The organism is Catenuloplanes nepalensis, assembly GCF_030811575.1.
In the GTDB taxonomy this organism is placed as follows: domain Bacteria; phylum Actinomycetota; class Actinomycetes; order Mycobacteriales; family Micromonosporaceae; genus Catenuloplanes; species Catenuloplanes nepalensis.
Genome location: NZ_JAUSRA010000001.1, coordinates 2,134,858 through 2,160,168 on the forward strand (window position 1 = coordinate 2,134,858; position 25,311 = coordinate 2,160,168).

A 25,311-nucleotide genomic window follows, 5' to 3' on the forward strand; every position below is an offset into this window, starting at 1 on the left:
GACGTGGGTCGCTTGAGTGCCGCGGCCCACGTTCGGGTCATCCGGCGTGGTTGCCGTAGTGGTACGGGTTGTCGATCAGTGCGATGTCCGGGCGGCTCGGCGTGAGGCCGGCGTTCCAGGCGGCCTCGTCCATGCCGTCGCGCAGGCGGTCGACGCTGTCCCGGACCGCCCGGCGGGCCTCGGCCAGCCGCGTGTCGAGCAGCAGGACGCCGTCCTTCTTGACCAGGCGGCCGTCGACCAGCACCGTGTGCACATCGCCCGCGTTGGCCTGCTGCACCACGTGGCCGGCCGGGTGGATGATCGGGAACATCGCCGGGTTGCGGTCGTTCTTGATCAGGACCAGGTCGGCGCGCTTGCCCACGGCGATGCTGCCGATCCGGTCCGCCAGGCCGATCGCCTCGGCGCCGCCCAGCGTGGCGTAGCGGAGCACGTCGGCCGCGCGCAACTCGTTGTCGGTCACGGTCTCGCCGGCCGCGTGCGCCTCGATGTGGCCGAGCGCCCGGTCCGCGCCGAGTGTGGCGCGCATCGCGTGGAACATGTCGCCGCTGACCAGCACGCTGCTGTCGGTCGACAGCGACGTGGTGATGCCGTGCCGGCGCAGCCGCCGGGTCGGCGAGTAGCCCTGCCCGGCCGCGGACTCGCTCTCGGTGGCGACGGAGACGTTCCCGCCGGTGGCCGCGATCCGCTGGTACGAGTCGTCGGACAGCGACCCGGTGTGCACGTAGGTGATCCGGTCGCTGAGCACGCCGTGGTCGGCCATCCGGCGCAGCCCGGCGTCGTCGGAGCCGCCCCACACGCCGGCGTGCGTGGTGATCCGCACGTCCAGCTCGCGCGCCACGTCGAACACGGCCTTCTCCGGGAACGCCGGGTCCGCGCTCATGTCGAACGCGATCTGGAACGACAGCAGGTCCTCGCCGGTGATCCGGCGGTCCACGAAGTCACGGAACTCCCGGGTCGCGGACCACTCCCACGGTCCCTGCGCGTAGTTGCCGTACGCGAGCACGAACCGGCCCGGCACCCGGGTCAGCGCGTCCACGGCCGCGTCCGCGTAGTCGGTGGTGCGCAGCCCGTGCGACCAGTCCACTGTGGTGGTCACGCCCGCGTTCATCGACTCCAGCGCGGCGAGCAGGTTGCCGGCGTAGACGTCCTCCGGGCGGAACGCGTGCACGTGGTTGATGTAGTAGAAGTAGAAGTAGTTGGTCAGCGACCAGTCGGAGCCGTAGCCGCGCTGCGCCGTCTGCCACATGTGCCGGTGCGTGTCGATCATGCCGGGCATCAGGATGCCGCCGGCCGCGTCGATCTCCAGCGCCGATCGCGGCGCCGCGAGGCCGGTTCCGACCGCGGTGATGCGGCCGTTCTCCACGAGCACGTCGGTGTCGTGCAGCTCCGGCCGGCCGGGCTCCATGGTGAGCACGATGCCGCGGCGGAAGACGATGGCGGTGGGGTTCTCGGTTGTCACGTCAACGAAGCCTAGGAAGGCCGCGGGCGCCGGACGCGTACCTGCGCGACACGTCGTCGGTACCTCCGCGCCATCGGCGATATGCCCTCAATTGCGCAAATTAATATGAAACGCTATAAATGTCACGAACGGCCGCGGCGCGCATGTGTTCCACAAGCCTGACGACGGCGCGGCGCCCGAAGTTCGAAGAACACCCCAAGAAAACCGAGGTGTGTACGTACATGCGGAGACTCCGCTCGGTCCTCGTCACCGCCGCGCTGGCGGTCACCGCCACCCTCGCGGCCGCCGCCCCCGCACACGCGACCGGCGTCACGCCCGGCGAGTACGTCGCGCTCGGCGACTCGTTCGCCTCCGGCGTCGGCGCGCTGCCGTACGATCCGGCCAGTGGCGCCTGCAAGCAGAGCCCGGACAGCTACCCGCGCACCTGGGCGCGCAACCACCCCGCCTTCACGCTGCGCGACATGACCTGCAGCGGCGCCACCATCGCGGACGTGCGCAACCGGCAGATGGCCGCGCTCAGCACCGCGACCACGCTGGTCACGGTCACCGTGGGCGGCAACGACGACGGCTTCACCAACACCGTCACCGCGTGCCTGACCGGCACCGACGCGGAGTGCAAGTACGCCACCGACCTCGCCGCCTACTACGCCCGCACCCAGCTGGCCGACGACCTGGCCGCGCTCTACACCGACATCCGGGCCCGGGCGCCGCACGCGCGGGTCCTGGTGCTCGGCTACCCGCGCCTGGTCGACGAGGGCACCGGCAGCTGTGGCGCGCTCAGCCCCAGCGCGGCGAACCGCAAGCAGGTCACGCACAACGCCGACCACCTGGCCGCGGGCATCGCGGACGCGGCCGGCCGGGCCGGGGTGCGCTTCGTCGAGATGCGTCTGCCGTTCCTCGGTCACGAGGCCTGCGGCGCCGACCCGTGGATCAACGGCGTCGACCCGGCGCAGCTCAGCGAGATCTTCCACCCGAACCGCTACGGCCACGCCGTGGTCTACACGTTCATGCTCACCGCGGAGATCAACAAGCTGTAGGACGAGAGGGTGCCGGTCCTCGCGGCGGGGGCTTGCCGCGAGGACCGGCGGACGGGTCAGGAGACCCTGCTCAGGCCCCGCCGCGCTCGCCGACCGGGCCGACGCCGTGCCGGCGCTGCTCAACGTGGCCTGCACGGTGGTCGCCAGCACCGCGCTGCTGGCCATGCCGGTCTACGTGCTCGCCCGGTTCCCGCGTGCGCTCTGGCTGCCCGGCGTGCTGACACCGCCGTTGCCTACACCCTGCTCGGCCCCCGCCTCGCCGACCGGGCGGGCCGGGCCGGCAGCACCGAGACCGGCCGCGTCACCGAACCGGCGCGCGGGGCGGCTTCTCCTCCGTGACGCCGGCTGCCGGGGTCAGAGCGCCTGCCGTGCGAGCCAGTCGCCGAGCGCGCGGGAGCAGTCGGCCACCGACTCCTTCCAGGTGCGGTCCGCGCCCGCGCCGGCCTCGTCGCTGACGTGCTTGACCAGCCGCACCGGCACGCCGGCGGCGCGCGCGGCGGCCGCGACCGCGTAACCCTCCATGTCGACCAGCGCGGCCCGCTCGGCGAGGCGTGCGCGGACCGCGTCGTCCGCGATGAACGAGTCGCCGGTGGCGAGCGTGACCGCGTCCTCGGCGCCGACGGTCAGTGGCGGGCTGCTGAGCACGCCGGTCAGCCGGAACAGCGTCTCCTCGTCGAAGTCGTGCTGGATGACCGTGCCGGCCACGTGCGTGCCGGACAGCCCGCCGCGCAGCGCGCCCGCCGTACCCAGATTGATGATCTCGCTGGGCCGGGGCCCGGACGCGAGCGCCGCGGCGACCGAGACGGCCGCGTTGACCTTGCCCATGCCGGTGAACAGGACCGGCAGATCGGTGCCGAGGTGCTCGGCCTCCAGGTCGATGGCCATGACCAGCAACGGACGGTCTGGGCTGATATCTCCGCGAATCTCCACGGGCGGCAAGTGTACTCAGCCGGTCTCCCGGGAACGCTCGGCGACCGCGCGGGCCTCGATGATCAGGGCGGATCGGACCGCCGCCCCGGCGGGGGTGAGCGCGCCGATCCGGGCCAGCGACAGCGTGCGCCGCAGGCCGTCGGGGTCGTCGACCTCGACGCAGGCGACCGTGGCCGGCAGGATTCCGGCGCCGAGGCTCGGGACGGTGGTGATGCCGATCCCGGCGGCGACGAAGCCGATCCGCGCGGACCAGTCGCCGAGTTCCGCCACCACCCGGGCGTTGCGCACCGTCGGCCACGCGCCGAACTGCGGCTCCGCGCGCCCGCCGCGGCCGGCGATCCAGCTCTCCTCCGCGAGGTCGGCGACGGAGACCCGGCCGGCGCGGGCGAGCCGGTGCCGGTGGCCGACCGCGACGAGCATCGGCCCGGCCGGCAGCGGTTCCGCCTCGATGCCGGTCAGGTCGTAGTCGGGCAGGCCCTCGCCGGACGCGATGATCGCGAGATCCAGGCGGCCGGCCCGCAGCCGCCGGATCTGCACCGGCGTCGAGGACTCCAGGAAGTCGATCGCGATGGATGGATGGTCCGCGCGGACCCGGGCGATCGTGCGCGGCGCCAGTTCCATGGCCGTGGCCGGGAATCCGCCGAGTGTGAGCCGGCCGTCGAGCGGCGCGGACAGGTCGTCCAGCTCCCGTTGCGCCGCGTCGAGCTGGTCCAGGACGGCCGCGGCGCGGGCCGCCAGCCGGTTGCCGGCCGCGGTCGGCACGACGCCGCGCGGCCCGCGCCGCAGCAGTGGCGTGCCGGCGGCGGCCTCGAGCGCGGCGATCTGCTTCGACAGCGCCGACTGGGTGAAGCCGAGCCGCTCGGAGGCGGCGGTGAGCGAGCCGGTGTCCAGCACGGTGCGCAGCGCCTGCAACAGCTGCGGATGCACGTTCAGGCCCATGCCCCCACTATGCCATCTCGGAATACCCGACATGACGAACATTCGCTGGTGGCATGTCTTGCCGGTGGGCAGACTCGACGGCGAAGGGAGTGTGGAGCACACATGAGCAAGATCTGGTTCATCACCGGTACGTCGAACGGGTTCGGCCGCATCTGGGCGGAGGCCGCGCTGGAGCGCGGTGACCGCGTGGCCGCCACGGCGCGGGACACCGCGAGGCTGGCCGACCTCACCGCGCGCTTCGGCGACGCGGTCCTGCCGCTGGAGCTCGACGTCACCGACCGGGAGGGCGTGGACGCCACGGTCGCCCACGCGGTCCGGCACTTCGGCCGGCTCGACGTCGTGGTCAACGGCGCCGGCTACGGCCACCTCGGCATGGTCGAGGAGCTGACCGAGCGTGAGCTGCGGCAGCTGATGGAGACGAACTTCTTCGGCGCGGTCTGGGTCACCCAGGCCGTGCTGCCCGTCCTGCGCCGGCAGCGCAGCGGGCACCTGTTGCAGGTGACCAGCGAGGGCGGGATCCGCGCCTATCCGGAGTACGGCGCCTACCACGCGTCGAAGTGGGCGGTCGAGGGCCTGTCCGAGGCGCTGATGGCCGAGACCGCGGGCTTCGGTTTCCACATCACCGTGGTCGAGCCCGGGCCGTACGCGACCGGCTTCGGCGCCGCCGCCCGGCAGAGCACGCAGTCCCCGGACTACGCGCAGGTCAGAATCGACACGGCCGCGGAGTGGCGGCTGGGCGACCCGGCCGCCACCGCACCGGCCGTGCTGGCGCTCGTCGACGCCGAGAACCCGCCACGCCGCCTGATCCTGGGCGACGTCCTGCCGGACATCGAGGCGATCTACGCGGAGCGCCTCAGGACCTGGCGTGACTGGAGCGCGGTGTCCCTCGCCGCGTTCGGCGCCCGCGAGGCCTGATCGGCGAGGCGGAGTGGGAGTGGCCGGGCCGGTGTTCTCCAGCCGTCGCCGGCCCGCGCACTCCCGGGGCTCGGTGCCGTCCCCGGACCGTCAGGCGCAGGCGGCTCCGTTCAGCGAATACCCGGACGGGGCCGCGCTGTCGCCGGTGTGCGTGGCCTGGAATCCGAACGAGACCGAAGCACCCGGTGGCAGCTGGGCGTTGTGGCCGGCGTTCGTCGCGGTGACCCGCCCGGACGCGGGCGCGTAGGTGGCGTTCCAGCCGTTGGTGACGGTCTGGCCGGCCGGCAGCGTGAAGGCCACGGTCCAGCCGTTCACCGCTGAGGTGCCGGTGTTGGTGACGGTGATGTTCGCGGTCAGCCCGTTGTTCCACGCGTTCACGGCCGCGGTGGCGCGACAGGCCGCGTCACCGGACGGCGGGGGAGAAGTGGGCCCCGGCGTAGTCGGCGTCGGCGTCGGCGTGACGCTGCCGAACTGGGAGAAGAACCGCCACACCTCCGGGCCGACCCAGGACGTGCCGGAGGTGCGGTCGGCCGGCAGCGGCACGTGGTCGCCGTCGTGTGCCGCCCACTGCACCGGATATCCGGCGCGGCACCCCGCGTACACCGTGGTGATGTGGGTTCCGCTGTTCTGCGCCGGCTCCGGCGGGTTCTGCGCGGTGCAGCCGTTCGCACGGACGAAGACGTCCCGGATCGACCGGCCCTGCGAGATGTTCAGGACGCTGTCCCGGGTGCCGTGGATGCCGAAGTACGCGACCGGTTGCGACGCCGTCGTGCAGCCGCCGGAGAGGTTGGCCCCGGCGATCGGCGCGACCGCCCGGAACACCTCCGGCCGCGCGCAGGCCAGCGCGAAGCTCATCGCGCCGCCGTAGCTGAAGCCCAGCGCGAACCGCTGCGCCGGGTCGACGCACAGGTCGTTCTCGAGCGTGCGCAGGATGTCGTCGACCAGCGTGACGTCCCGCCCGCCGGTGTTCGCCCAGCCGGCGTCGAGCCCCTGCGGCGCCACGAAGATCGCGGTGTTGCCCGCCTGTGCCTGCAGCCCGTAGAACCCGTTGCCGACCACGTCGTTCGCGCTGCCGTTCAGCCAGTGCAGCCCGACCACCAGCCGGTACGCCCGGTTGCTGTCGTAGTTGCCGGGCAACCGCAGATTGTAGGTGCGCGCCCGTCCGCCGCTCTGGATCGTGTACGTCCCGTCGCGCAGCGTCGGGCTCTTTCCGCACCCGGCCGTGCCGGCCCGCACGGCCGCCGCGGTCCCGCCGGTCAGCACGGCCGTCCCGGCGGCGATCAGCAGCGCGGCGGCGAACGCCGTGCTCAGCACGCGGTGTCTCCGCGATGGTGCTCTGGTCATTGCGAGGTCACCCCTTCGATGGAAATGGCACCGGCTTCCGAGGACCGGTGGACGTCGCGCAGGCGGCGTGGCACGCCACGTCGGAGGGGCCGGTGACCGCCGAATCCGGCCGGCTACCGCCGAATCCGGCCGGCTACCGCCGAATCCGGCAGGCTACCGCCGCACTCGGCCGGCTACCGCCGGAACTCGGTCGGCTTCCGCGGCCCGGGTGCGGAGCGACATGTGACACTTAGAGTGCTGCACGGTCCTCGATGTGTCAATCGAACTCCGTCAATTGAAATGGCCCGCGGTCTAGAGTGGTGATCGACCGTCGTCGTTTATCCGGCCGGAGCGTCGCGTGGGCAGCCCGTACGACATCGAGGAGATCTTCCCCGGCGATGCGGTGGGCGCGGTGCGGATGCCGCGGCGCCAGACCGGGAACTCGCCGCAGGGCCTGGCCGTGACGCTGCTGGCCGACTACACGCTCCGGGCCAGGGCCTGGCTGCCGTCGGCCGCGATCGTCGCGCTGCTCGGCGAGGCCGACGTGAGCCCGGCCGGGGCGCGGACCGCGATCAGCCGGCTCGCCCGCCGCGGCGTGCTGGAGAGTCACCGGCAGGGGCGCCACAGCTCCTACCGGCTCACCGCTGCCGCGGCCGGGTTCCTGGCCGTCGGTGGTCGCGAGATCGTCTCGCCGGTCGTCGAACCGTGGGACGACCACTGGACTCTGATCGCGTTCTCGCTGCCGCAGGCCGAGACGACCCGCCGCCGCGGGCTCCGCGCGCAGCTGCGATGGATGGGGTTCGCCCCGCTCTACGACGGGCTCTGGATCTCGCCGCGCGCGCTCGGTGACCGGGCTCGGGCGGAGCTGGCGGAGGTCGCGCACGGCGCGATGACCGTGTTCCGCGCGCGGCACGTCGACGTCGCCGCGACGGCCGCGCGGGCGCCGATCGACGCCTGGGACACCGCGGCGATCGCGGCCGAGTACGACGCGTTCATCCGGCGCTGGCGTGCGACGCCCGCCCGGATGCCCGTGGGGGCCGCGGCGGTGCGGGTGCGCACCGAGGTGATGGACGACTACCGGCGGTTGCCGATCCTCGACCCCGCGCTGCCGGCCCGGCTGCTCCCGCCGGGGTGGCGGCGGGAGCCGGCGCGTGAACTGTTCGCCGCGGTCTACGACGGGCTGGCGCGCGCGGCCGAGGAGCACGTGCGCACGGTCGCGGGCCCGCTGGCGCGGGACGTCCGCGCGCACACCGTGGCCGAGCTGGTCGCCGGCCTGACCGCCTAAGTCCGAAAGTTTCATTTTGTCGGGTCGGTGATTCGGGCAGAACGCACCGCGTACGTACCCCCGAAAAGGTGTTATGAGCACGGTGGCGAGTGGGTCGATTTTTCCCTTGACCCATCGATGGACGTCTCGTACCGTGCGCATACAGCTTCGTAAATTCCGGTCGATCAGCGAAACTTTCGGCGCGCGATACCGGCACGGACGCGAACGACCGCCCTTTCCGAACGGGGTCCCTGTGGTGCGAATCAGTCGTAGGTCGTTGCTGGGCCTGGCCGGCGCCGGAGCAGCCGGGCTGGCGCTCGGCGCGTGCGGTGCCGAGAGCGGAAGCACGGGCAGGACCATCCGGTGGTGGCACATCGCCAACACCGACCCGATGCTCCCCGCGTGGGCGGACATGGCCCGCCGGTTCGAGGCCGGCCATCCCGGCGTGAAGATCGAGATCACGCCGCTGGAGAACGAGGCGTTCAAGACCAAGCTCACCACGAACATCCAGGCCGGCGACCCGCCGGACATCTTCCACACCTGGGGCGGCGGCGTCCTCGCCCAGCAGGCCGAGGCCGGCATGATCAAGGACCTCACGGCCGACGTCGGCGGCTGGCGCGACCAGCTCATCCCCACCGCGCTCGACTCCTACACGATCGAGGACAAGGTCTACGCGTCCGCGGTGGACACCGGCATGGTCGGCTTCTGGTTCAACAAGGAGCTCTTCGGCAGGGCCGGCGTCACCGCGGCGCCGCAGACCTGGGCCGCGCTGCTCGACGTCGTCCGCAAACTCAGGGCCGCGGACGTCACCCCGATCGCGCTGGCCGGCAAGGAGAAGTGGCCCGGCCACTACTACTGGTCCTACCTCGCGCTGCGGATCGGCGGCCTCGACCTGATGCGCCAGGCCGCGGCCGACAGGAGCTTCGCCGCGCCCGAGTTCGTCACCGCCGGCACCCGCCTGGCCGAACTCGTCGCGCTGCAACCGTTCCAGACCGGCTTCCTCGCCGCCGGCTACTCCACCGCGGACGGGCAGGCAGCGACCATGGGCAACGGCAAGGCCGCCATGGAACTGATGGGCCAGTGGGCGCCGACCGTGCAGAACGACTCCTCGGCCGGCAGGAAGGGCCTCGGCGACAAGCTCGGCTTCTTCCCGTTCCCCGCGGTCGACGGCGGCCTCGGCCGGATCACCGACGCGTTCGGTGGTGGTGGCGGCTTCGCGGTCGGCCGCAACGCCCCGCCGGAGGCCGTCGAATTCCTCCGGTTCATCGCCCAGCCGGACAACGCCCGCATCGAGGCGAAGACCGCCGGCGTGCTGCCCGTCGTCAAGGCCGCGCAGGACGCCGTCACCGACCCCAACCTCAGGAGCGTGGCCGACATCCTCGCGACCTCGACCGGCTTCCAGCTCTACCTCGACCAGGCGTTCCCGCCCGCGGTCGGCCAGCAGGTCAACGACAGCGTGGCCGAACTACTGGCCGGCAAGTCCAGCCCCGAGGACGTGGCCGAGGCCATCACGGCCGCGGCGAAGCAGGGCTGACCGGCGGTGATCATCGTCGAGAGACGGCCTGCGGTCATCGTCAGGCCGCACCGACGCCGGCGGCGCCGGCCCTGGCCGACCATCGCGCTGTTCCTGGCGCCCGCGCTCGCGCTGTTCGCGCTGCTCGTGCTCGCACCGATCGTGGTCGCGGCCTACGCCAGCTTCTTCGAGTGGAACGGCTTCGGCGTACCCACGCAGTTCGTCGGCATCGACAACTTCCGGCGGCTGCTCGCCGACGAGGTCTTCGCCGGCGACCTGCGGCGCACGCTGCTGCTCGTCGGGCTGTCCATCGGCGTCCAGCTACCGGTCTCGCTCGCGCTGGCGATGCTGCTCAACCAGCCGCTGCGCGGCCGCCGGGCGTACCGCATGGTGTTCTTCGCTCCGTATGTGTTGTCCGAGGTGGTCACCGCGGTGCTGTTCACCATGATCTTCTCGCCGAACCAGGGCCTGGCCAACCATGTCACCAAGCTGATCGGCCTCGGCGACCTCGGCGCGACCTGGCTCGCCGACACCGACACCGTCATCTACTCGCTGTTCCTGGTCATCTCCTGGAAGTACTTCGGCTTCCACACGCTGCTCTACCTCGCGGCCCGGCAGAGCATCCCGCACGAGCTGCACGACGCGGCCGCGACCGACGGCGCCAGTGCCTGGCAGGCGTTCCGGCACATCACGCTGCCGCTGCTCGGGCCCACGATCCGGATCAGCGTGTTCCTGTCCGTCCTCGGCACGGTCCAGCTCTTCGACATGGTCTGGGTGCTCACCGGCGGCGGGCCGATCCGCTCCTCGGAGACGCTCGCGGTGACCATGTTCCAGGAGGGCTTCAAGCGGTTCCACGTCGGCTACGCCAGCGCGATCAGCATGGCCATCTTCCTGATCAGCCTCGTCTTCGGCCTGCTCTACCAGCGATTCGTCCTGCGCCGCGACCTCGAGGGCGCGGTCACCACGATGGGAGGCCACCGGTGAACCGCGGCTCGCGAGTGGCCCTGCACCTGGTCAGCATCTTGGTCGGCGCGACCATCGTGGTGCCGATCGTCTTCGGCGTGCTGGGCGGCTTCAAGGACAACGGGCAGCTGTTCACCAACCCGTTCGGGCTGCCCGACCCCTGGCTGCCCGGCAACTACCTCGACATCCTCGGCTCCGGCGCGTTCTGGCGGCAGGCCGGCAACAGTCTCGGCATCGCGATCGCCACCACCGTGCTCGTGGTCGGGATCGGCGCGATGGCCGCGTACATCTTCGCCCGCTACGCCTTCCCCGGCCGCGAACTGCTGTTCACCACGTTCGCGATCGGGCTGATGTTCCCGTTCGCGGTCGCGATCCTGCCGCTCTTCGTGCTGCTCCGCGAACTCGGTCTGCTCGGCAACCCGCTCGGCGTCATCCTGCCGCAGGTCGCGTTCGGACTCCCGGTCACCATCGTCATCCTGCGCGGCTTCTTCCGCGGCATCCCGCCAGAGGTCGAGGAGTCCGCGACCCTCGACGGGGCCGGCCCGGTCCGCTTCTTCTGGCGCATCCTGCTGCCGATGTCGCGCCCCGCGCTCGGCACGGTCTCGGTCCTCGCGGTCGTCGGCAGCTGGAACAACTACCTGCTGCCGCTCATCGTCTTCAACGACTCCCGCTGGTGGACACTGCCGCTCGGCGTCCAGCAGTTCCAGTCGCAGTACTCCGCCGACACCGCCCGGATCCTCGCGTACGTCACGCTCGCCATGCTCCCCGCGCTGCTCTGCTACGCGTTCGCCGAACGCCAGCTGGTGAGCGGGCTGACCAGCGGCATCGGCAAGGGCTGAGCGCGACTGGCATTTGACGACGATCTGTCGTAATCTTTGCGACAGGTTGTCGTATAACGGGAGGCTGGCATGGACGATCGCGCCGCACTGATCGAGCTGATGAGCAGATACGCGGACATCGCGGACCTCAAGGAGTTCATCGACCTGCCCGGCCGGGTCCTCGCCGACCCGGTCGCGCTCGACTTCGAGTCCGTCGCCGGCATCCCGCCGATGACCGTGCCGCTCGCCGACTACACGGGCATCCTGCGCGCCTCGTTCTCGGCGTTCGAGGCGACGCACCACGCGATCACCGGCCACGTCATCGAGATCGACGGCGACCGGGCGACGATCCACGCGCACGTCCGCGCCGAGCACTGGCTGCCGGCCGGCCGGTGGCTGGTGGCCGGTTTCTACGACAACGAGGCGATCCGCACGGCCGGCGGCTGGCGGCTGAGCCGGGTCCGGCTCACCGCCACCTACCAGGAGAACCCGCACCTGTCCCGCGCCGCCGTCCAGGCTCCACAGCCCGCCGGCGGTATGCCGTAGCCGCGGTGGGGGAGAATGATCTGATGCCGCGGATCCGGGGTGCCAGCATCGGGGAGCACCACGAGCTGGTGTGGGCCGAGCTGGCCGGGGCGCTGCGGGAGCTGCTGCGCGAGCACGACTACGACTCGATCACCATGGGGCACATCGGGGCGCGCGCCGGACTTGCCCGCAACACGCTCTACAACTACGCCCGGGACAGGGGCGCGCTGGTCGCGGCGCTGACCGGCCGGATCGCCCTGCCGGCGGTCGCGGAGGTGGCCGCGATCGGCGCACGCACGACCGATCCGGCCGCGCACCGGCTGCGGGAGATCGTCGGGGTGGTGCTGGCGGCGTTGACGGACCCGGTGCTGCAGCTGATGTTCCGCCCGGCGGTCGCGGAGACGCCGAAGGTCCCGGGCGGTCCGTTCGACGCCATCGTGGCCCAGGTGGAGAACGTGGTCCGGGACGGGATCGCGGGCGGCGAGTTCCGCGACGTCGGCGACGTGCCCCTCACGGTGGAACTGCTGTCCGGCGTGATGCGCGCCGGTGCCGAGCGCCTCGGCCGGGACCCGTCCACGGCCGCGGCCACGACCCGCGCGACCGCGGACATCATCCTCGGCTCGCTGACCTGAGGCAACGCTCCGCGTGCAGCGGTTCCAGCCGGCGCCGCCCGCATCCCGGCCGACGACTCGCCCCGCTGCGCCTCCACCGGGCGCCGGCTGGTGTGCGTGGGCTGGCCCGCGGCATCCGCAGGGGGCTGATTGACCAGACCCGGAAACCCTTCTTCCCGCTTCCGGCGTGGGCACCTTCCGAGTGCTCCTGCGGGCACCGGTGCAATGCCACTTGGCTTGAGTCGACCACGGATTCCTGCCTGCGCGTCCCGAAAGCGTCCCGCCGACGTCCGCCGGCCCTTCTCTGTCGCCCACACCCCTTGGACTGACTCTGTTGCCCAGTCCTTTCGGGCCGGGGAGCGTGAGCTGACCCGGCCCGCTCGCGGCGATCGGGCGCTGCTCGCCCGAAATATCGCTACATCCCACCCTCCGGCGCGGACCACACACTCGCGAGACGGCACCGCCGCGGCCTGAGTGATCAATCAGGTGAGCAAAAGGTAGATCAAAAATCGAAGTTGATCGCTCTTTTGCTCACCTGATTGATCACTCAGGCGCCGGGCCCGAGGCCGTCGAGATCTCCCGGCCTCGCCGGCAGGACGCGTGCCCGCTTCGTCGGGAGATTTCGGGCACGAGGCGCCGGGTCCCCGCCGGAAGGGGGCCGACCCTGCCCGCTTGCGGTGTTCCGGCGCCCGGAGGCCGCGTGGGATTCGCGTACCGACAGCGAGCGGGCCACGGAACCCGGATCGGGCTGAGAGCAGTCCCGCCGGGAGTGCGGCCGTACCGCGGCTCCTTCAGGATCAAAATAGGCCAGACGGCCGGTGCCCGCGGGAGCACTCGGAACGCGACCACGCCGGAAGCGGGAAATCGCTTCGATGCTTGTGTTCGTCGCACGTATGACGGTGCCGGGCCGCGCGAGTCACGCGCACCCAGCACCGCTGTGATCCGCTCGCCGGTGGCCTCGTGAACCTTCCCGAAGCCAGGATCGGGGCGTCCCCGATGCTGCCTGGCAGCATGAGGGACGCCCCGATCGCGGGTTCCATCCGGGGCAGTGGGACGACGCGCTAGAAGCCCGCGCTGATCTTGGTGAAGGCCCAGTCGGACTGGGCGATGCCGCTGCAGTGCGAGACGACGCCCTCGCCGGGGCAGCCGCGGTCGCGGTTGACGGCCCAGAACGAGAAGCGGGCGAAGTTGTTGGCGCGGGCGTAGTCGCGGATGCGGGTCCAGGTCTCGACCGTGGTCAGTTCCTGCTGGTCGGAGAGGCCGTTCATGCCGGAGATGCCCATCCGGGAGTAGGCCTGCGCGTCGGTCCAGCCGAACGTGGTCTTGAGCTGCTTCTTCAGGCCCTCGGAGGCGCCGACGGTGCTGGCGTACATGTCGGGGCCGCCGCTGAAGTCGAACGGCATCTGGGTGAAGACGTCGATGTTCGCGCCGAGCGCCTTCGCCTGGTTGATCAGGCGGATGCCGTGGGCGTTCGGGCCGGCCGGGGTGGTGCCGAAGGTGAGGATCGTCGTCACGGCCGGGTTGTTCTGCTTGATGATCTTCAGGGCGCCGAGGATGCGGTCCTGGACCACGTAGTTCTCGAACTCGTCCGTGTTCTCGATGTCGATGTCGATGGCCTTGAGGCCGAAGGCGTTGATGACCTTCTGGTACGCGCCGGCCAGCGCCTCCGGCGTGGCGCAGTTCGGGCCGAGCTTGTTGCCGCTCCAGCCGCCGATCGAGGGTACGACGCTGCCGCCCGCCGCCTGGATCGCCGCGATCGTGCTCGCGTGCACGCCGCCGGTCAGCCCGCTCTCGCCGTCCCAGACCGGGTTGCAGCCGTTGGCCAGCACGAACGCGATGGTGAACGCCTTGATCCCGGTCGCGTTCATCACGGTCGCCGGCGCGGGCGGGTTGCCCCAGCCGGGGTAGATGTACGGCGCGGAGGCCATCTTCGTGCCGGTCGCGGGCGGCGGCGTGGTGGGACCGGTCGGCGGGGGCGTGGTCGGCGTGGTGGTGCCGCCGCACGCGCCGTTGTCGGCCCAGACGCCCCACTGGCCGCTCGCGGTCGGGACGTCGTTCTGGCTCCACCACTTCGCGGTGTAGTTGCGGAACGCGTACGAGACGGTGTTGTCCTTGACGTAGACGGTGGACGGGCTCCACGGCGTGTCGCAGGCGGCCGCGGCGGAGGCGCCGGGCGCGAGCGCGACCGAGGCCGCGATCGCCGTGGCGGCCAGGGCCGTGGCGATCGCGGCGGCGAACGGGCGGTGCAGCTTCATGGCGGACCATCTCCAGTGGGGTAAGCCGGAGGTATTGGGGTTCGCCAATTATTAGGACTGTTAACAGATCGGGTCCAGGGGTCGCCGCCCTAAACTTATTTAGGGTTCAGGCAGGCCGTGCGGTTCAGGCGGCGAAGCGATGATCAGCGCGTCGTACGACGGCGAGGAGCAGCGCCAGCGGCTGGGCGAACCAGGCCGTGGTCGATCAGGCTCTGCCCGGTGGCCAGCAGCATCTCCGCGGTCGGGCGCGTCGTCCAGCCCAGTTCCTCGATCGCCTTCCGGGCCGACAGCGGCTCGGTCCGCCCCACGAAGCCGAGTGCCAGGCGGATGGTCGGGTCGAAGCGGGCGACGAGCCACATCAGCCAGTACGGCAGGCGGCGGGCCGGCACCCGGAAGCCCTTGGGGCCGAACTCGGCGGCCAGCACCACGGCCATCTCCTCCATCCAGATCTCCGGGCCGGAGACGATGTAGCGGTTGCCGGGCGCGGCCGGGTTCTCCATCGCCAGCCGGTGCGCGGTCGCGACGTCCCGGACGTCGACGTAGCTGAAGCTGAGCCGCGGAACGGCCGGCATGGAGCGGTCCAGCAGCCGCTGCACGGACTCGACCGAGGTGGTCACCACGGGCCGCTGCAACGGGCCGATGACGAGCCCGGGAATCACGGCGACCAGCTCGAACCGGTCGTCCGCCGGTAGTTCGGCGTGGAACCGCCAGGCGGCCCGCTCGGCGAGGGCCTTGCTCTTGCCGTACGGCGCGCTGTTCTCGATGATCGCCCAGTCGTCCTCGGTGTACGGCCGGGTCACCGGCCCGGTCCGGCCGGCGCTGACCGACAGTGACGACGAGGTCAGCACCACGCGGCGAACGGTACCGCTTGCCGCCGCGGCCCGCAGCACGTGCAGGGTGCCGTCCACGGCGGGCCGGATGACGTCGTTCTCGTCGCGCGGTACGGCGGGCGGGTTCGGCGACGCGGTGTGCAGGACGTGGGTGCAGCCGGCAACCGCTTCCGCCCATCCCCGGTCGCTGCCGAGGTCCGCGGCCACGAATTCCAGGTGCCCGCCGAGCGCGGCGGCCAGGGACGTCAGGTGGGCGAACGTCTCGGTCCGGGTGACGTCGCGGACCGTGCCGCGCACGGCGTACCCGTGGCGGAGCAGGTCTTCGATGATGTGCCCGGCGATGAAGCCGGAGGCGCCGGTGACCAGGACGGTGGTGGGGTTCATAAGGGCTCCGTGCTGCGTGAATTTTAGTTCCGTTCGGAACGGAACAGAACTGTAGCATTTCTGTGCCGACCGGAACAGAAGGAGATATGATCGCCACATGGAAGACATCCGGAAGGCGCCGGTCGGCCGGCCCCGCGGCTTCGACACCGACGAGGCACTGGAACGCGCGATGGTGACCTTCTGGAAGGAGGGCTACGACGGGGTCAGCCTCAGCGAGCTCGCCCGCGCCATGGGCATCACCAAGACCAGCCTGTACGCCGCGTTCGGCACCAAGGAGGACCTGTTCCGGCGAGCCCTGGAGCGATACGCCGAGGGCCCCGCCTCCTACGCCGCCCGTGCCCTGACCGAGCCGACCGCGCAGGACGTCGCCCGCGCCTACCTCTCCGGCGCGGTAGCGGCCTCCACCTGTGCCGACCGCCCCGCCGGATGCCTCGGCGTCCAAGGGGTCCTCGCCGCCGGCCACCTCGGGGAGAGCGCCCGTGCCGCGCTGCTGGGCTGGCGCGAGGAGGACCGCTCCCGGCTCAGCGCCCGCTTCCAGCGAGCCGTCACGGAGGGCGACCTCCCCGCGGACGCCGACCCGGACATCCTGACCCGCTATCTGATGACCATGGCGAACGGCATCGCCGTCCAGGCCGCCGGCGGCGTCCCCCGCGACGACCTTCAGCGGATGGCCGACACGCTCACCCAGGCCTTCCCACCCCGCTGACCCGCCCGGGACCTCGCTGACGGCCCAGGACCCCGCGACCCTCGGCGCGGCTCGTCCAGCGGTTTGTAAGAATTCTGCAAGGCCGGCCCGGCACGCTGGCCGCATGAACGAGATCCCCTCATCCGGCCGGCCGTACGTCATCCGCGGCGGCACCGTCATGTCGATGGACCCGGTCGTCGGCGACTTCGAAACCGCCGACGTGCTGGTCGACGGCGAGCGGATCGTCGCGGTCGGCACCGGCGTCGACGTACCGGCGGGCGCGGACGTGATCGACGCGCGCGGCCGGGTCGTCATGCCCGGCTTCGTCGACACCCACCACCACCTGTTCGAGACCGCGCTGCGCTCCTACCTGCCGAACGGCCTGCTGATCAACGACGGTTCCGGGTCGCCGAGCGCGGACCCGTCCTACATGGAGCACATCATCGGGCGGTTCGCCCCGGCGTACCGGCCGCAGGACGTCCACATCAACATGCTGTACGGCCGGCTGTCCCAGCTCGACGCGGGCGTCACCACCGTGCTCGACACCTCGCAGATCCACCACACGCCCGAGCACAGCGACGCCGCGGTCCAGGCGCTCACCGACGCGCGCGCCCGGTCCGTGGCCGGCTACTGGGCCGGCGACGGCCGCGCGGACTCGCGGTTCCCGCAGGACGCCCGCAGGCTGCGGGACCGGTACTTCGCCGGCGACGGGCTGCTGACCATGGCGATGGGCGGCGAGATCGCCGGTGGCCTCGACGCCTACGCCCCGGTCTGGACGCTCGCCCGCGAGCTGGACGTGCCGATCGCCGCGCACGCGCTCGGCTTCATGATGGACCCGATCATGCGGGGCCTGGCCCGCGGGGACGGCGGCATCGGGCTCGGCCCGGACGTGCTGTTCATCCACATGGTCCACGTCTCCGACCCGGTCTGGCACGCGGTCCGCGACGCCGGCGTGCGGGTCTCGCTCGCGGTCCCGATCGAGATGACCATGCGGCACGGCACGCCGCCGCTGCTCACCGTGCAGGCGCTCGGCATGGAACCGTCGCTCAGCTCCGACGTCGAGACCACGATGGCCGCGGACCCGTTCACGTTGATGCGCGCCACGCTGACGCTGCAGCGCATGCAGGTCAACGAGCAGGTCTTCGCCCAGCCGGGCCGCTCGCCGGAGAAATTCTGGCCGGCCCCGGCGCCGGGCACGCCGCAGCTGCTGCTCGACCGGGACGTGCTGCGCTTCGCGACGCTCAACGGCGCCGAGCACCTCGGGCTCGGCCACCGGACCGGGTCGCTGACGCCCGGCAAGGAGGCCGACATCGTCATCCTCGACGCGACCGCGCTCAACGTCGCGCCCATGAACAGCGCACCCGGCGCCGTGGTGACGCTGATGGACCGCACGAACGTGGAGACCGTGATCGTCGGCGGCACGATCCGCAAGTGGCGGGGCCGGCTGCTCGACGCCGACCTCGACCGGCTCCGCGGCGAGCTGGAGGACTCCCGCGACCACCTCTTCCGCGCCGCCGGCATCACCCGGAACCTGTTCGCCTGAGCTGAGCGATCGGCGCCGGCCCGCAGCGCGCTGCGGGCCGGCGCCGGGACGTCAGTCCGTCGCGCCGTCCTGCTCCGCCCGCTTGTCGGCGTCGCTGGTCCGGGCGCGCATCTTCTCGGCGAGGCTCTGGCGGCGCTGCGCCGCCTCGCTCTGGTTCGCCGTGCGGCCTTCGAGCGTCGCCGAGTCCTTGCCGCGACCCGGCCGGCGCCCGAGAGAGTCGCTGGGTTGTCTCACCATGTTCGTCGTCCTTTCCTCACCCGTCATTCTGCCGGTGCACCCCGGTGCGGTGTCCACGAACGTCCCACCCGCGGGTCGTCAGCCGCTCGGCGTCAGCCGCTCGGCGTCAGCCGCTCGGCGTCAGCCGCTCGGCGTCAGCCGCGGGACGTCAGCCGCTGGGCGTCGCGCAGCGTCTCCGAGGCGGCGACCACGCCGAGATCACCGAAGGTGGCGCCGGCCGGTGCGGTGACGGACACGTCGGACGGCGTGATCTGGGTCGTGAAACCGCCCGGCCAGTCCCGCTCGACGCCGCCGTCGGCGTTGAACCGCCACCCGCGCGCGGCCAGCGGATGCAGCATGTCCAGGTCACCGTCGCGGCCGGTGTCCAGCGGCAGCCGGCTCGCGGCGGCCTGCTCCGGTGCGAGCCGGTGCACCTCGCGGCCGAGCTGCGGGAACGGCTGGAAGATCTCGTAGTCGGCGAACGTCTCGGCCCAGAGCGCCAACTCCGGACCGGCCGGCGCGGGATGGAAGAGCGTGACCCGCCGCTCGTCGTCGAGCACGAGCGTCTTGTCGTCCACGTCGGCGAACGAGCCGTCCTCCGCGACCCGGAACGCGGGCCCGCCGGCCACCTGCCACAGCAGTGCCCGCGCCGGGTAGCGCACCGCCGGGTGATCGGTGAAGAACGCCCGCACCTGCGACGGCGTCCAGGACCGGCCGGTCACCATCGCCTCCTCCAACGCCCGCAGCCGCTCGGTGGCCAGCGCCCGCGCCTCCTTCTTCAGCACGGCGAACGCGGCCCGGGCCTCCTCCGCGAGCGTCGCGTCGTCGGCCGCGGCGACCGGCGGGAGGCTCTTGCGGCGCCGCCCCTCCGCGTCCGCGATCAGCGGGTTGAGCTTCACGTCGAACGAGACCGTGAACCGGCGCGGGCCGTAGTCGAGCGTGATCCGGCCGTCCGCGTCCAGCCCGAGGTCGGCCGCGATCCGGTCGCCGAGCTCGGCCGTGCTCAGGCCGCGGGCCTGCGCGATCTGATCCAGCTTCGCCGCGGCCAGCTTCCGGAAGCCCTTGGCCTTCGCTGTCCGCGCCATCCGCTGGAGGTGGACCAGCGCGGTGTCGGTGCCGAGCGCGACCAGCACGTCCAGCCCGATCTTCGCGCGCGCGATCGCGTCGTCGGTCCACCCGAGCACGGTCTCGGTCAGCCGCGGCACGGCCGCGTCGTCACCGAGGAAGCCGAGCGCGTAGAGCGCGTGCTTGTCACCGGACGGGTGCTCGACCCGCGCCCACTGCGCGAACAGCTCCCAGCCGAACGCGGTCAGATCGGCCCGCTCACAGGCGTCGCGGACCTCGGCCAGGCCCGGGTGCGGCGCGGCGAACGTGGCGGACGCGAGCATCCCCAGCAGCCGCCGCACGGCCGGCTCGGGCAGCACCGCGCCGTCGTGACCGCGCAGCCGGACCGCCGGCAACGTGGGCACGACCAGCCACGACGGGATCGCCTTCGTCTTACCGGCGGCCCGCAGCGCCTCGGGCAGCGCGGACTCCGGCGCGACCGGACCCGGCGGCACGTGCGCGGCCACGATCGCCTCGACCCGCGCCCGGGCCTCCGCGGGAAGCTCCGGCAGGGTCTTGGCGACCAGTTCCGGGCGGGACAGCACATGGTCGCGGAGCAGCTCGGCGGCCGCCGTGTTCTCCGGGGTCAGCCCGGCCAGCACCCGCAGCGCGCGGGCCGGGCGGCGGGCCGCGAGCTTGACGATCGCGGGCCGGATCAGCACCCCGCCCGCGGCCGCGGCCAACTGCCCGAAGGCCTCGTCCGTGTCGATCGAGGACAGCCAGGCGATCAGCTGCTTGCGGTCGCCCTCGTCCCGCCGGAGTGCCGCGCTCATGTGGGTGCCGACGCCGGTGCGGAACCGGTCCCGGCCGGCCTCCGGCAGCAGGTCACCCAGCGCGGGGTCGGCCAGCAGGTACATCCCGAGCACCTCCGCGGCCATCGGCGGTGCGTCCGGCTCGGCGAGCAGCCGCACCGTCCGTGCCGGGTCGCGGGCCAGCAGCCCGAGCCGCTCGAAGTCGCCCTGCCGGTGGCCGAGCGTGGACCGGATGACGTATCGCGGCGCCTCGTCCCCGGGGATGTTCAGGATCCTCTGCAGCGCCTCGAACGGCATCTCGCGGTGCCACATCCATTGCAGACGGCTCTGCCTGCGGTAGACGTCGTTCTCGGTCAGCAACGGCACCGCCTCGGTGCCGAGACCGTCGAGCAGCGTGGCGATCAGCTCGTCCCCGCCGGGCCGGTTCACCAGGACGAGGCTTCTGTCGAAGTCGTAGCGCCCCTCGGCAGCGTCGATCGCGGCGATCGCGTCGGCGTGCCGCTGGATCTGCGCGGCCGAGGTCGCGGAGAACACCGGCAGGATCGGGATCACGTCGGCCGAGTAGCGCGTGAACCCCTTGAACCACCCCGGCAGCGCCTCGATGTCCTCCTCGATCCAGTCGTCCTGGTCCGGCAGCACGAACGACGCGACGAGCCGCTGCGGGAGCACACCGCCCCGGTAGTCGCGCAGTGCGGCGGCGGCCCGGGTGAACGTGGCGTCGTCCGTGGCGGCGAGATGCGCGCGGATCACCCGGGCGGTGTCCCACAGCGTGCCGTCCTCCCACCGCTGGCGCAGATCCTCGATCTTCCAGTGGCCGTGCCAGCCCTCGGTCACGGCCGGGCGGAGCGGCCGCCGGCACAGCGCGTCGCCGGACCTGAGCGGGTGGTAGAGCATGCCGGCCATCTCGGTCACCGCCCGCACCGCGAAGACCACGCCGTGCCCGGCCAGCCACGCGTCCGCGATCGTCTCGACCGGCACCCGGCGCTCCGCCACCGGCTCGGCGACGACCAGCGCCGCCGCGGCCGCGCCGCGCGGGGACACCTCGGACCCGGCCGCGAAACTCCGGGCCTCGTCGAGCAGCACCGGGTGATAGTCCGAGAGTCGTGCGGCGTCCAGATCGGACGCGGCCAGCAGCTCCGCCAGCCGCGGCGGCGCACCGAGGTCGGCCAGCGGCACCGGGAACGGCTGCCCGCCGCGCCGGGGGAGCTGCACGCCCCGCCACTCCCGCGGCATGTCCCAGCCATGGTCGAATCGCATCCATACCTCCGTTGGCATCGAACGGAGGCGAAGTCTACGGACGGGGTACGACAGGATCGGCCCGGTATCCGCGTGATTGACTGTGGCGTATGACGTCCGCCGGCCCGGCCGCGGCCACCCGGCCGCACAACCGCAGGCAGCTCATCGTCGAGGCGGCCGGGCAGATCTTCAGCGAGCGCGGCTACCACGCGGCGTCGATGGAGGAGATCGCCGGCGGCGTCGGGATCAGCGCGGCCGCGCTCTACCGGCACTTCCCGAACAAGTACGCGCTGTTCGCCGCCTGCGCCGACGTCATGGTCGACGGGCTGGCCGGCGCGCTGGACGCGGTGCCGGCCGACGCGCCGCTACGGGACCTGCTGGCCGCGCTGACCCGGGTCACGGTCGCGCACCGCGCCTCCGGCGGCCTCTACCGGTGGGAGGCGCGCTATCTGGCCCGGGACGACCGGCGGCGCCTGCGGGCCAGGTTCGCGCACGTCGTCGGCCGGGTGACCGAGACCGTGCGCCGCGAGCATCCGCTGCCAGGCGAACGCCTGCGGGCAGTGGCCGCACTCGGCGCGATCGGCTCGGTCACCATGCACCACACCTCGATCGCACCCCGCCGGATCGAGGAACTGGTGCTGGCGTCCGCGACGCGGGTGGCCGCGACCGATCCGGCGTCCGCCGTGGGCAGCGCGGCCCGGGTCGAGCTGCCCGGCCGGCCGGTGCCGCGCACCCGGCGCGCGGAGATCCTGGCCGCGGCCGTGCCGCTGTTCGCCCGGGACGGGTTCGCCAACGTCACCAACGGGCAGATCGCCCAGGCGGTCGGCCTGGCCCCGTCCGCGATCTACCGGCACTACCCCGGCAAGGTCGACATCCTGGTCGCCGCGTGTCTGCAGGCGGCCGGCCTGCTGGCCCAGGCCGTCGACCGCAGCCTGCACGCGCCGGCCGACCCACGAACGGCGCTGATCGCGGCCTACGTCGCCTACAGCTTCGAGCACAACGCGCTGAACAGCGTCGCGGAGGCCGAGGTTCGCGGCCTGCCGGACGCGCTGCGGCGCCCGCTGGTCGTCGCGCAGCGCGAGCACATCGCGGTCTGGGAACAGCAGCTTCGCGCCGCCCGCCCGGAGTTGGACGCCCGTGCGGCCCGGCTGCTGATCCACGCCGGTTTCGGCGTGGTCGTCGAGACCGGCCGCGCCCTGCGCTGGCAGGACACGCCAGAGAACCGCGACACCGTCACCGCCCTGGTGGCCGGCGCACTGATCTAGCGATCACCACCCCATGGTTCGGGTGTTTCCCGCCCGAGAGCTCGACATCGATCCGGCAGGCCGCGCCGCGGCGTCGACCGGCACACGAAGGGGCGGCGCGTCGGTCAGAGCAGGTCGTGGTCGCGGGCGTGGAGCGCGGCCTGGGTGCGGTCGCGCAGGCCGAGGCGGGTCAGGATGTGCGAGATGTGGTTCTTGACCGTGCCCTCGCTGACGAACAGGCGTCTCGCGATCTCCCGGTTCGTGGCGCCCTGCGCGACCAGCCGCAACACGTCGATCTCCCGGCCGGTGAGACCGGCGCGAACCGGCGGCGCGACCGGCGGTGCGGTACGGGGGAGCGCGGCGGCGAGGCGGCGCAGCGCGGCGTCGTCGTGCTGGCCGATGCCGGCGTGGGCGAGACGGACGGCCTGGGCGAGCTCGCGGGCCGGCCGGTCCTTGAGCAGATAACCGCTGGTGCCGGCGCGCAGCGCGGCCAGCACGTACTCCTCGTCGTCGAAGGTGGTCAGCATCAGCACCCGGCAGGACGGCAACCGTTCGCGGAGCAGCTCCGCGGCGCTCAGGCCGTCGAGGACCGGCATGCGCACGTCCAGCAGCACCACGTCCGGCGCGGTCCGTTCCGCGAGGTCGACGGCCTCCCGGCCGTCCCCGGCCACGCCGACCACCGCGATGCCGGGTTCGAGACCGAGCAGCGACGCGATCCCCTCGCGGATCAGCGCCTGATCGTCCGCGACGAGCACGCGCACCTCGCCGGTCACGCCACACCACCGCCGCGCCCAGCACCGCCGGTCGGCCCGGCTGCACCGGCGCTGCCGGTCTGCCCGGCTGCACCGGCGCCGCCCATCCGCGCGAGGACTCGAACCCCGCGGCCGGGCGCGGGGTTCGAGTCCTCGCGGCCGGGCGCGGAAGCGGGCGCGCCGCCGACGCGTGCGGTGATCCGGGTGCCGCGCCCGGGCCCGGAGTCGATGTGGAGGGTACCGCCGAGCGCGGCCAGCCGTTCCCGCATGCCGCGCAGCCCGCCGCCGTCCGCGTCGTCCACGGTGAAGCCGCGGCCGTTGTCGGTGATCTCGACGGTCGCCGCGTCGTCGAAGCACAGCGCGACGGTGACCCGGTCGGCGCCCGCGTGCCGGTGGGCGTTGGTCAGCGCCTCCTGGGTCACCCGGTAGAGCGCCTCCAGGCCGTGCCGGGCGTGCCCGCTCTCGCCGCCGGTGCGGGTGACCGTGACTTCGAAGCCGGCGTCGTCCAGCCCTCCGGCGAGCTCTTCGACCGCGTCCGCCAGCGAGAACGATGCGGTGCGCAGCGCGCTGACGGACGTGCGCACCTCCTGCAGCGCCCGCGTCGCGGCCGCGCGCGCGTCCAGTACGGCGCGGTCCGCGACGGCCGGATCCCGGGAGCGGAACGCCTCCGCCTTGGCCAGTTGCACGCTGACCGCGGTCAGGTGGTGGCCGACGCTGTCGTGGATGTCGCGGGCCAGCCGGTGGCGTTCGGCCGCCGCGCTCAGCTGGGCGACCTGCCGCTGCGCCGTACGCAGCTCACCGACCAGGCGTTCCGCGCGCTCCCGGCTGCGCCGCTGACCGTCCGCGACCTCCGCGGTGACCAGCGTCAGCACCAGGCCGATTCCGAACATCAGCAGGTCGGAGACCGCCTCCTGATCGGTGTGCCACGCCGGGGCGCGCGCGGCTTGCACGGACGCGACGAGCATGCAGGCCGCGGCGATCGTGATCGCGGCGCGCCGGCCGAGCGTGACGTAGGCGAAGAACGGCGCCAGGATGAACAGCGCGCGGCCGAATCCGCCCGGGTCCGCGACCGCGACCGCGGCATACAGCGCGAGTCGCGCGGCCAGCAGCGGGATCGGCGGCCCCTCGGGAATCCACTCGATGAGCAGCAGCGCGGCGATCGCGACCGCGAAGACCACCAGGCGCGCGGGCGAGGCGGCCGGCGCCGGATAGCCGAGGCCGGCCGCCAGCACGACGAGGTAGAGCCCGGACGCCATCGCGCGCATGCCCGCCACAGTAGGACCGCGGCACCACCCTGCCGTTCGTCATGTGCCCCGCCCTTGGCCGGTCGGTACTGCCGGGCACGGCCGCCGCCCCGGCACGCTGACCGGCATGACCGACACGATGCTGTACCGCCTCGCCGCCGTCGCCGGCCTGACCGGCGGCACACTGACCGTGCTGGCCGTCGCCCGCCGAGCCGGCCTGCTCCCCGACAACGCGCTGACCCATGCGCTCGCCCCACCCGCGACCGCGCTGCTGCTCTTCACGCTGACCGCGCTCTACCTCGTGCAACGCCGCCAGGCCGGCCGACTCGGCCTGGCCGGTTTCGTCCTCAATCACCTCGGCCTGAGTGGCCTGTTCGCCATCGAGTTCCTCACCCACGCGGTCCTGCGGTTCCACGACGCGCCCGCCCTGCTCGCCCCCGGCCGGCCATATTTCCTGGTGGTGGCGCTGACGTTCCTGGCCGGCGTGCTGCTCTTCGGCGCGGCCTCGTGGCGCGCCGGCGTGCTCCCGCGCGCCGCGCTCGCGCTCTACGTCATCGGCCTGAGCGCGGCCGCGCTCCGCACCTCCGTGCCGGAGTGGACCTACTTGACCGGCCTGCTGCTCGGCTCCGCCGGCGTGCTGTGGATGTCGGCGGCATTGCCGGGAGTCGCCGCGCGGGCCGCTTCTGGAAACAAACTTTTCGATAATCGTGCGGAAGTTATGGACGTACGAGCAAAAGAGGTCTAGCGTCCCCCAGACATCGATTTATGT

General features: G+C 72.5%; 22 protein-coding genes. 12 read left to right on the forward strand and 10 right to left on the reverse strand.

Going from position 1 to position 25,311, the window contains the following annotated elements; genetic code table 11:
* Nucleotides 1–37: 37 nt before the first annotated feature.
* Complete coding sequence (locus J2S43_RS08830) at nucleotides 38–1,459, reverse strand: amidohydrolase family protein (protein ID WP_306828289.1); 1,422 nt, start codon at nucleotides 1,457–1,459, stop codon at nucleotides 38–40.
* Between the two features lie 221 nt (nucleotides 1,460–1,680).
* Between J2S43_RS08830 and J2S43_RS08835 the strand changes: the two genes are divergently transcribed.
* Nucleotides 1,681–2,496, forward strand: coding sequence for an SGNH/GDSL hydrolase family protein (locus J2S43_RS08835; RefSeq protein ID WP_306828290.1), 816 nt, complete (start codon nucleotides 1,681–1,683; stop codon nucleotides 2,494–2,496).
* Between the two features lie 354 nt (nucleotides 2,497–2,850).
* On the opposite strand, the gene J2S43_RS08840 is transcribed toward J2S43_RS08835, so the two are convergent.
* Nucleotides 2,851–3,426 (reverse strand): nucleosidase, encoded by a 576-nt coding sequence (locus J2S43_RS08840; RefSeq protein ID WP_306828291.1) that lies wholly within the window; start codon nucleotides 3,424–3,426, stop codon nucleotides 2,851–2,853.
* Between the two features lie 15 nt (nucleotides 3,427–3,441).
* Nucleotides 3,442–4,365, reverse strand: coding sequence for a LysR family transcriptional regulator (locus tag J2S43_RS08845; protein WP_306828292.1), 924 nt, complete (start codon nucleotides 4,363–4,365; stop codon nucleotides 3,442–3,444).
* 102 nt (nucleotides 4,366–4,467) lie between these two features.
* Between J2S43_RS08845 and J2S43_RS08850 the strand changes: the two genes are divergently transcribed.
* A complete protein-coding gene (locus tag J2S43_RS08850; protein ID WP_306828293.1) occupies nucleotides 4,468–5,280 on the forward strand; it encodes an SDR family NAD(P)-dependent oxidoreductase in 813 nt (270 codons plus the stop codon).
* 90 nt (nucleotides 5,281–5,370) lie between these two features.
* On the opposite strand, the gene J2S43_RS08855 is transcribed toward J2S43_RS08850, so the two are convergent.
* Nucleotides 5,371–6,594, reverse strand: a complete 1,224-nt coding sequence (locus J2S43_RS08855) for a CE1 family esterase (protein ID WP_306828294.1) — start codon at nucleotides 6,592–6,594, stop codon at nucleotides 5,371–5,373.
* Nucleotides 6,595–6,961: 367 nt separating this feature from the next.
* On the opposite strand from J2S43_RS08855, the gene J2S43_RS08860 reads away from it, so the two are divergent.
* From J2S43_RS08860 to J2S43_RS08885, 6 genes are all read left to right on the forward strand, one after another.
* The gene (locus J2S43_RS08860; RefSeq protein ID WP_306828295.1) at nucleotides 6,962–7,888 is read left to right on the forward strand and encodes a PaaX family transcriptional regulator; all 927 of its coding nucleotides are present in this window, start codon (nucleotides 6,962–6,964) and stop codon (nucleotides 7,886–7,888) included.
* Nucleotides 7,889–8,123: 235 nt separating this feature from the next.
* Nucleotides 8,124–9,401 carry an extracellular solute-binding protein gene (locus J2S43_RS08865; RefSeq protein WP_306828296.1) on the forward strand — a complete coding sequence of 426 codons (1,278 nt, stop codon included), beginning with the start codon at nucleotides 8,124–8,126 and terminating at the stop codon, nucleotides 9,399–9,401.
* Nucleotides 9,402–9,407: 6 nt separating this feature from the next.
* Complete coding sequence (locus J2S43_RS08870; protein ID WP_306828297.1) at nucleotides 9,408–10,364, forward strand: carbohydrate ABC transporter permease; 957 nt, start codon at nucleotides 9,408–9,410, stop codon at nucleotides 10,362–10,364.
* Nucleotides 10,361–11,182, forward strand: a complete 822-nt coding sequence (locus J2S43_RS08875; RefSeq protein WP_306828298.1) for a carbohydrate ABC transporter permease — start codon at nucleotides 10,361–10,363, stop codon at nucleotides 11,180–11,182. Before J2S43_RS08870 ends, J2S43_RS08875 begins: the two co-directional genes overlap by 4 nt.
* Before the next feature lie 69 nt (nucleotides 11,183–11,251).
* Nucleotides 11,252–11,707 (forward strand): nuclear transport factor 2 family protein, encoded by a 456-nt coding sequence (locus J2S43_RS08880; RefSeq protein WP_306828299.1) that lies wholly within the window; start codon nucleotides 11,252–11,254, stop codon nucleotides 11,705–11,707.
* Nucleotides 11,708–11,730: 23 nt separating this feature from the next.
* A complete protein-coding gene (locus J2S43_RS08885) occupies nucleotides 11,731–12,318 on the forward strand; it encodes a TetR/AcrR family transcriptional regulator (protein ID WP_306828300.1) in 588 nt (195 codons plus the stop codon).
* 1,040 nt (nucleotides 12,319–13,358) lie between these two features.
* Here the strand turns inward: J2S43_RS08885 and J2S43_RS08890 are convergent.
* Nucleotides 13,359–14,552: a glycosyl hydrolase family 18 protein gene (locus J2S43_RS08890; RefSeq protein ID WP_306828302.1), complete on the reverse strand. Its 1,194-nt coding sequence runs from the start codon at nucleotides 14,550–14,552 to the stop codon at nucleotides 13,359–13,361.
* Between the two features lie 143 nt (nucleotides 14,553–14,695).
* A complete protein-coding gene (locus tag J2S43_RS08895; protein ID WP_306828303.1) occupies nucleotides 14,696–15,766 on the reverse strand; it encodes an NAD-dependent epimerase/dehydratase family protein in 1,071 nt (356 codons plus the stop codon).
* Between the two features lie 97 nt (nucleotides 15,767–15,863).
* Here J2S43_RS08895 and J2S43_RS08900 point away from each other — a divergent pair, with 97 nt between their 5' ends.
* A complete protein-coding gene (locus J2S43_RS08900; RefSeq protein ID WP_306828304.1) occupies nucleotides 15,864–16,472 on the forward strand; it encodes a TetR/AcrR family transcriptional regulator in 609 nt (202 codons plus the stop codon).
* Between the two features lie 103 nt (nucleotides 16,473–16,575).
* Complete coding sequence (locus J2S43_RS08905) at nucleotides 16,576–17,994, forward strand: amidohydrolase family protein (RefSeq protein ID WP_306828305.1); 1,419 nt, start codon at nucleotides 16,576–16,578, stop codon at nucleotides 17,992–17,994.
* A 51-nt stretch (nucleotides 17,995–18,045) separates the two neighbouring features.
* Here J2S43_RS08905 and J2S43_RS08910 read toward each other — a convergent pair whose 3' ends face one another.
* Nucleotides 18,046–18,231, reverse strand: coding sequence for a hypothetical protein (locus J2S43_RS08910; RefSeq protein ID WP_306828307.1), 186 nt, complete (start codon nucleotides 18,229–18,231; stop codon nucleotides 18,046–18,048).
* A gap of 134 nt (nucleotides 18,232–18,365) precedes the next feature.
* The gene (locus tag J2S43_RS08915) at nucleotides 18,366–21,323 is read right to left on the reverse strand and encodes a DUF4132 domain-containing protein (protein ID WP_306828308.1); all 2,958 of its coding nucleotides are present in this window, start codon (nucleotides 21,321–21,323) and stop codon (nucleotides 18,366–18,368) included.
* 89 nt (nucleotides 21,324–21,412) lie between these two features.
* On the opposite strand from J2S43_RS08915, the gene J2S43_RS08920 reads away from it, so the two are divergent.
* Nucleotides 21,413–22,567 carry a TetR/AcrR family transcriptional regulator gene (locus J2S43_RS08920; RefSeq protein WP_306828309.1) on the forward strand — a complete coding sequence of 385 codons (1,155 nt, stop codon included), beginning with the start codon at nucleotides 21,413–21,415 and terminating at the stop codon, nucleotides 22,565–22,567.
* 104 nt (nucleotides 22,568–22,671) lie between these two features.
* Here the strand turns inward: J2S43_RS08920 and J2S43_RS08925 are convergent, their stop codons facing one another.
* Together J2S43_RS08925 and J2S43_RS08930 are read right to left on the reverse strand one after the other, a co-directional pair.
* A complete protein-coding gene (locus J2S43_RS08925) occupies nucleotides 22,672–23,319 on the reverse strand; it encodes a response regulator (RefSeq protein WP_306828310.1) in 648 nt (215 codons plus the stop codon).
* Nucleotides 23,316–24,563, reverse strand: a complete 1,248-nt coding sequence (locus tag J2S43_RS08930; protein ID WP_306828311.1) for a sensor histidine kinase — start codon at nucleotides 24,561–24,563, stop codon at nucleotides 23,316–23,318. Before J2S43_RS08930 ends, J2S43_RS08925 begins: the two co-directional genes overlap by 4 nt.
* A gap of 106 nt (nucleotides 24,564–24,669) precedes the next feature.
* Between J2S43_RS08930 and J2S43_RS08935 the strand changes: the two genes are divergently transcribed.
* The gene (locus tag J2S43_RS08935) at nucleotides 24,670–25,287 is read left to right on the forward strand and encodes a hypothetical protein (protein ID WP_306828313.1); all 618 of its coding nucleotides are present in this window, start codon (nucleotides 24,670–24,672) and stop codon (nucleotides 25,285–25,287) included.
* Nucleotides 25,288–25,311: the final 24 nt, after the last annotated feature.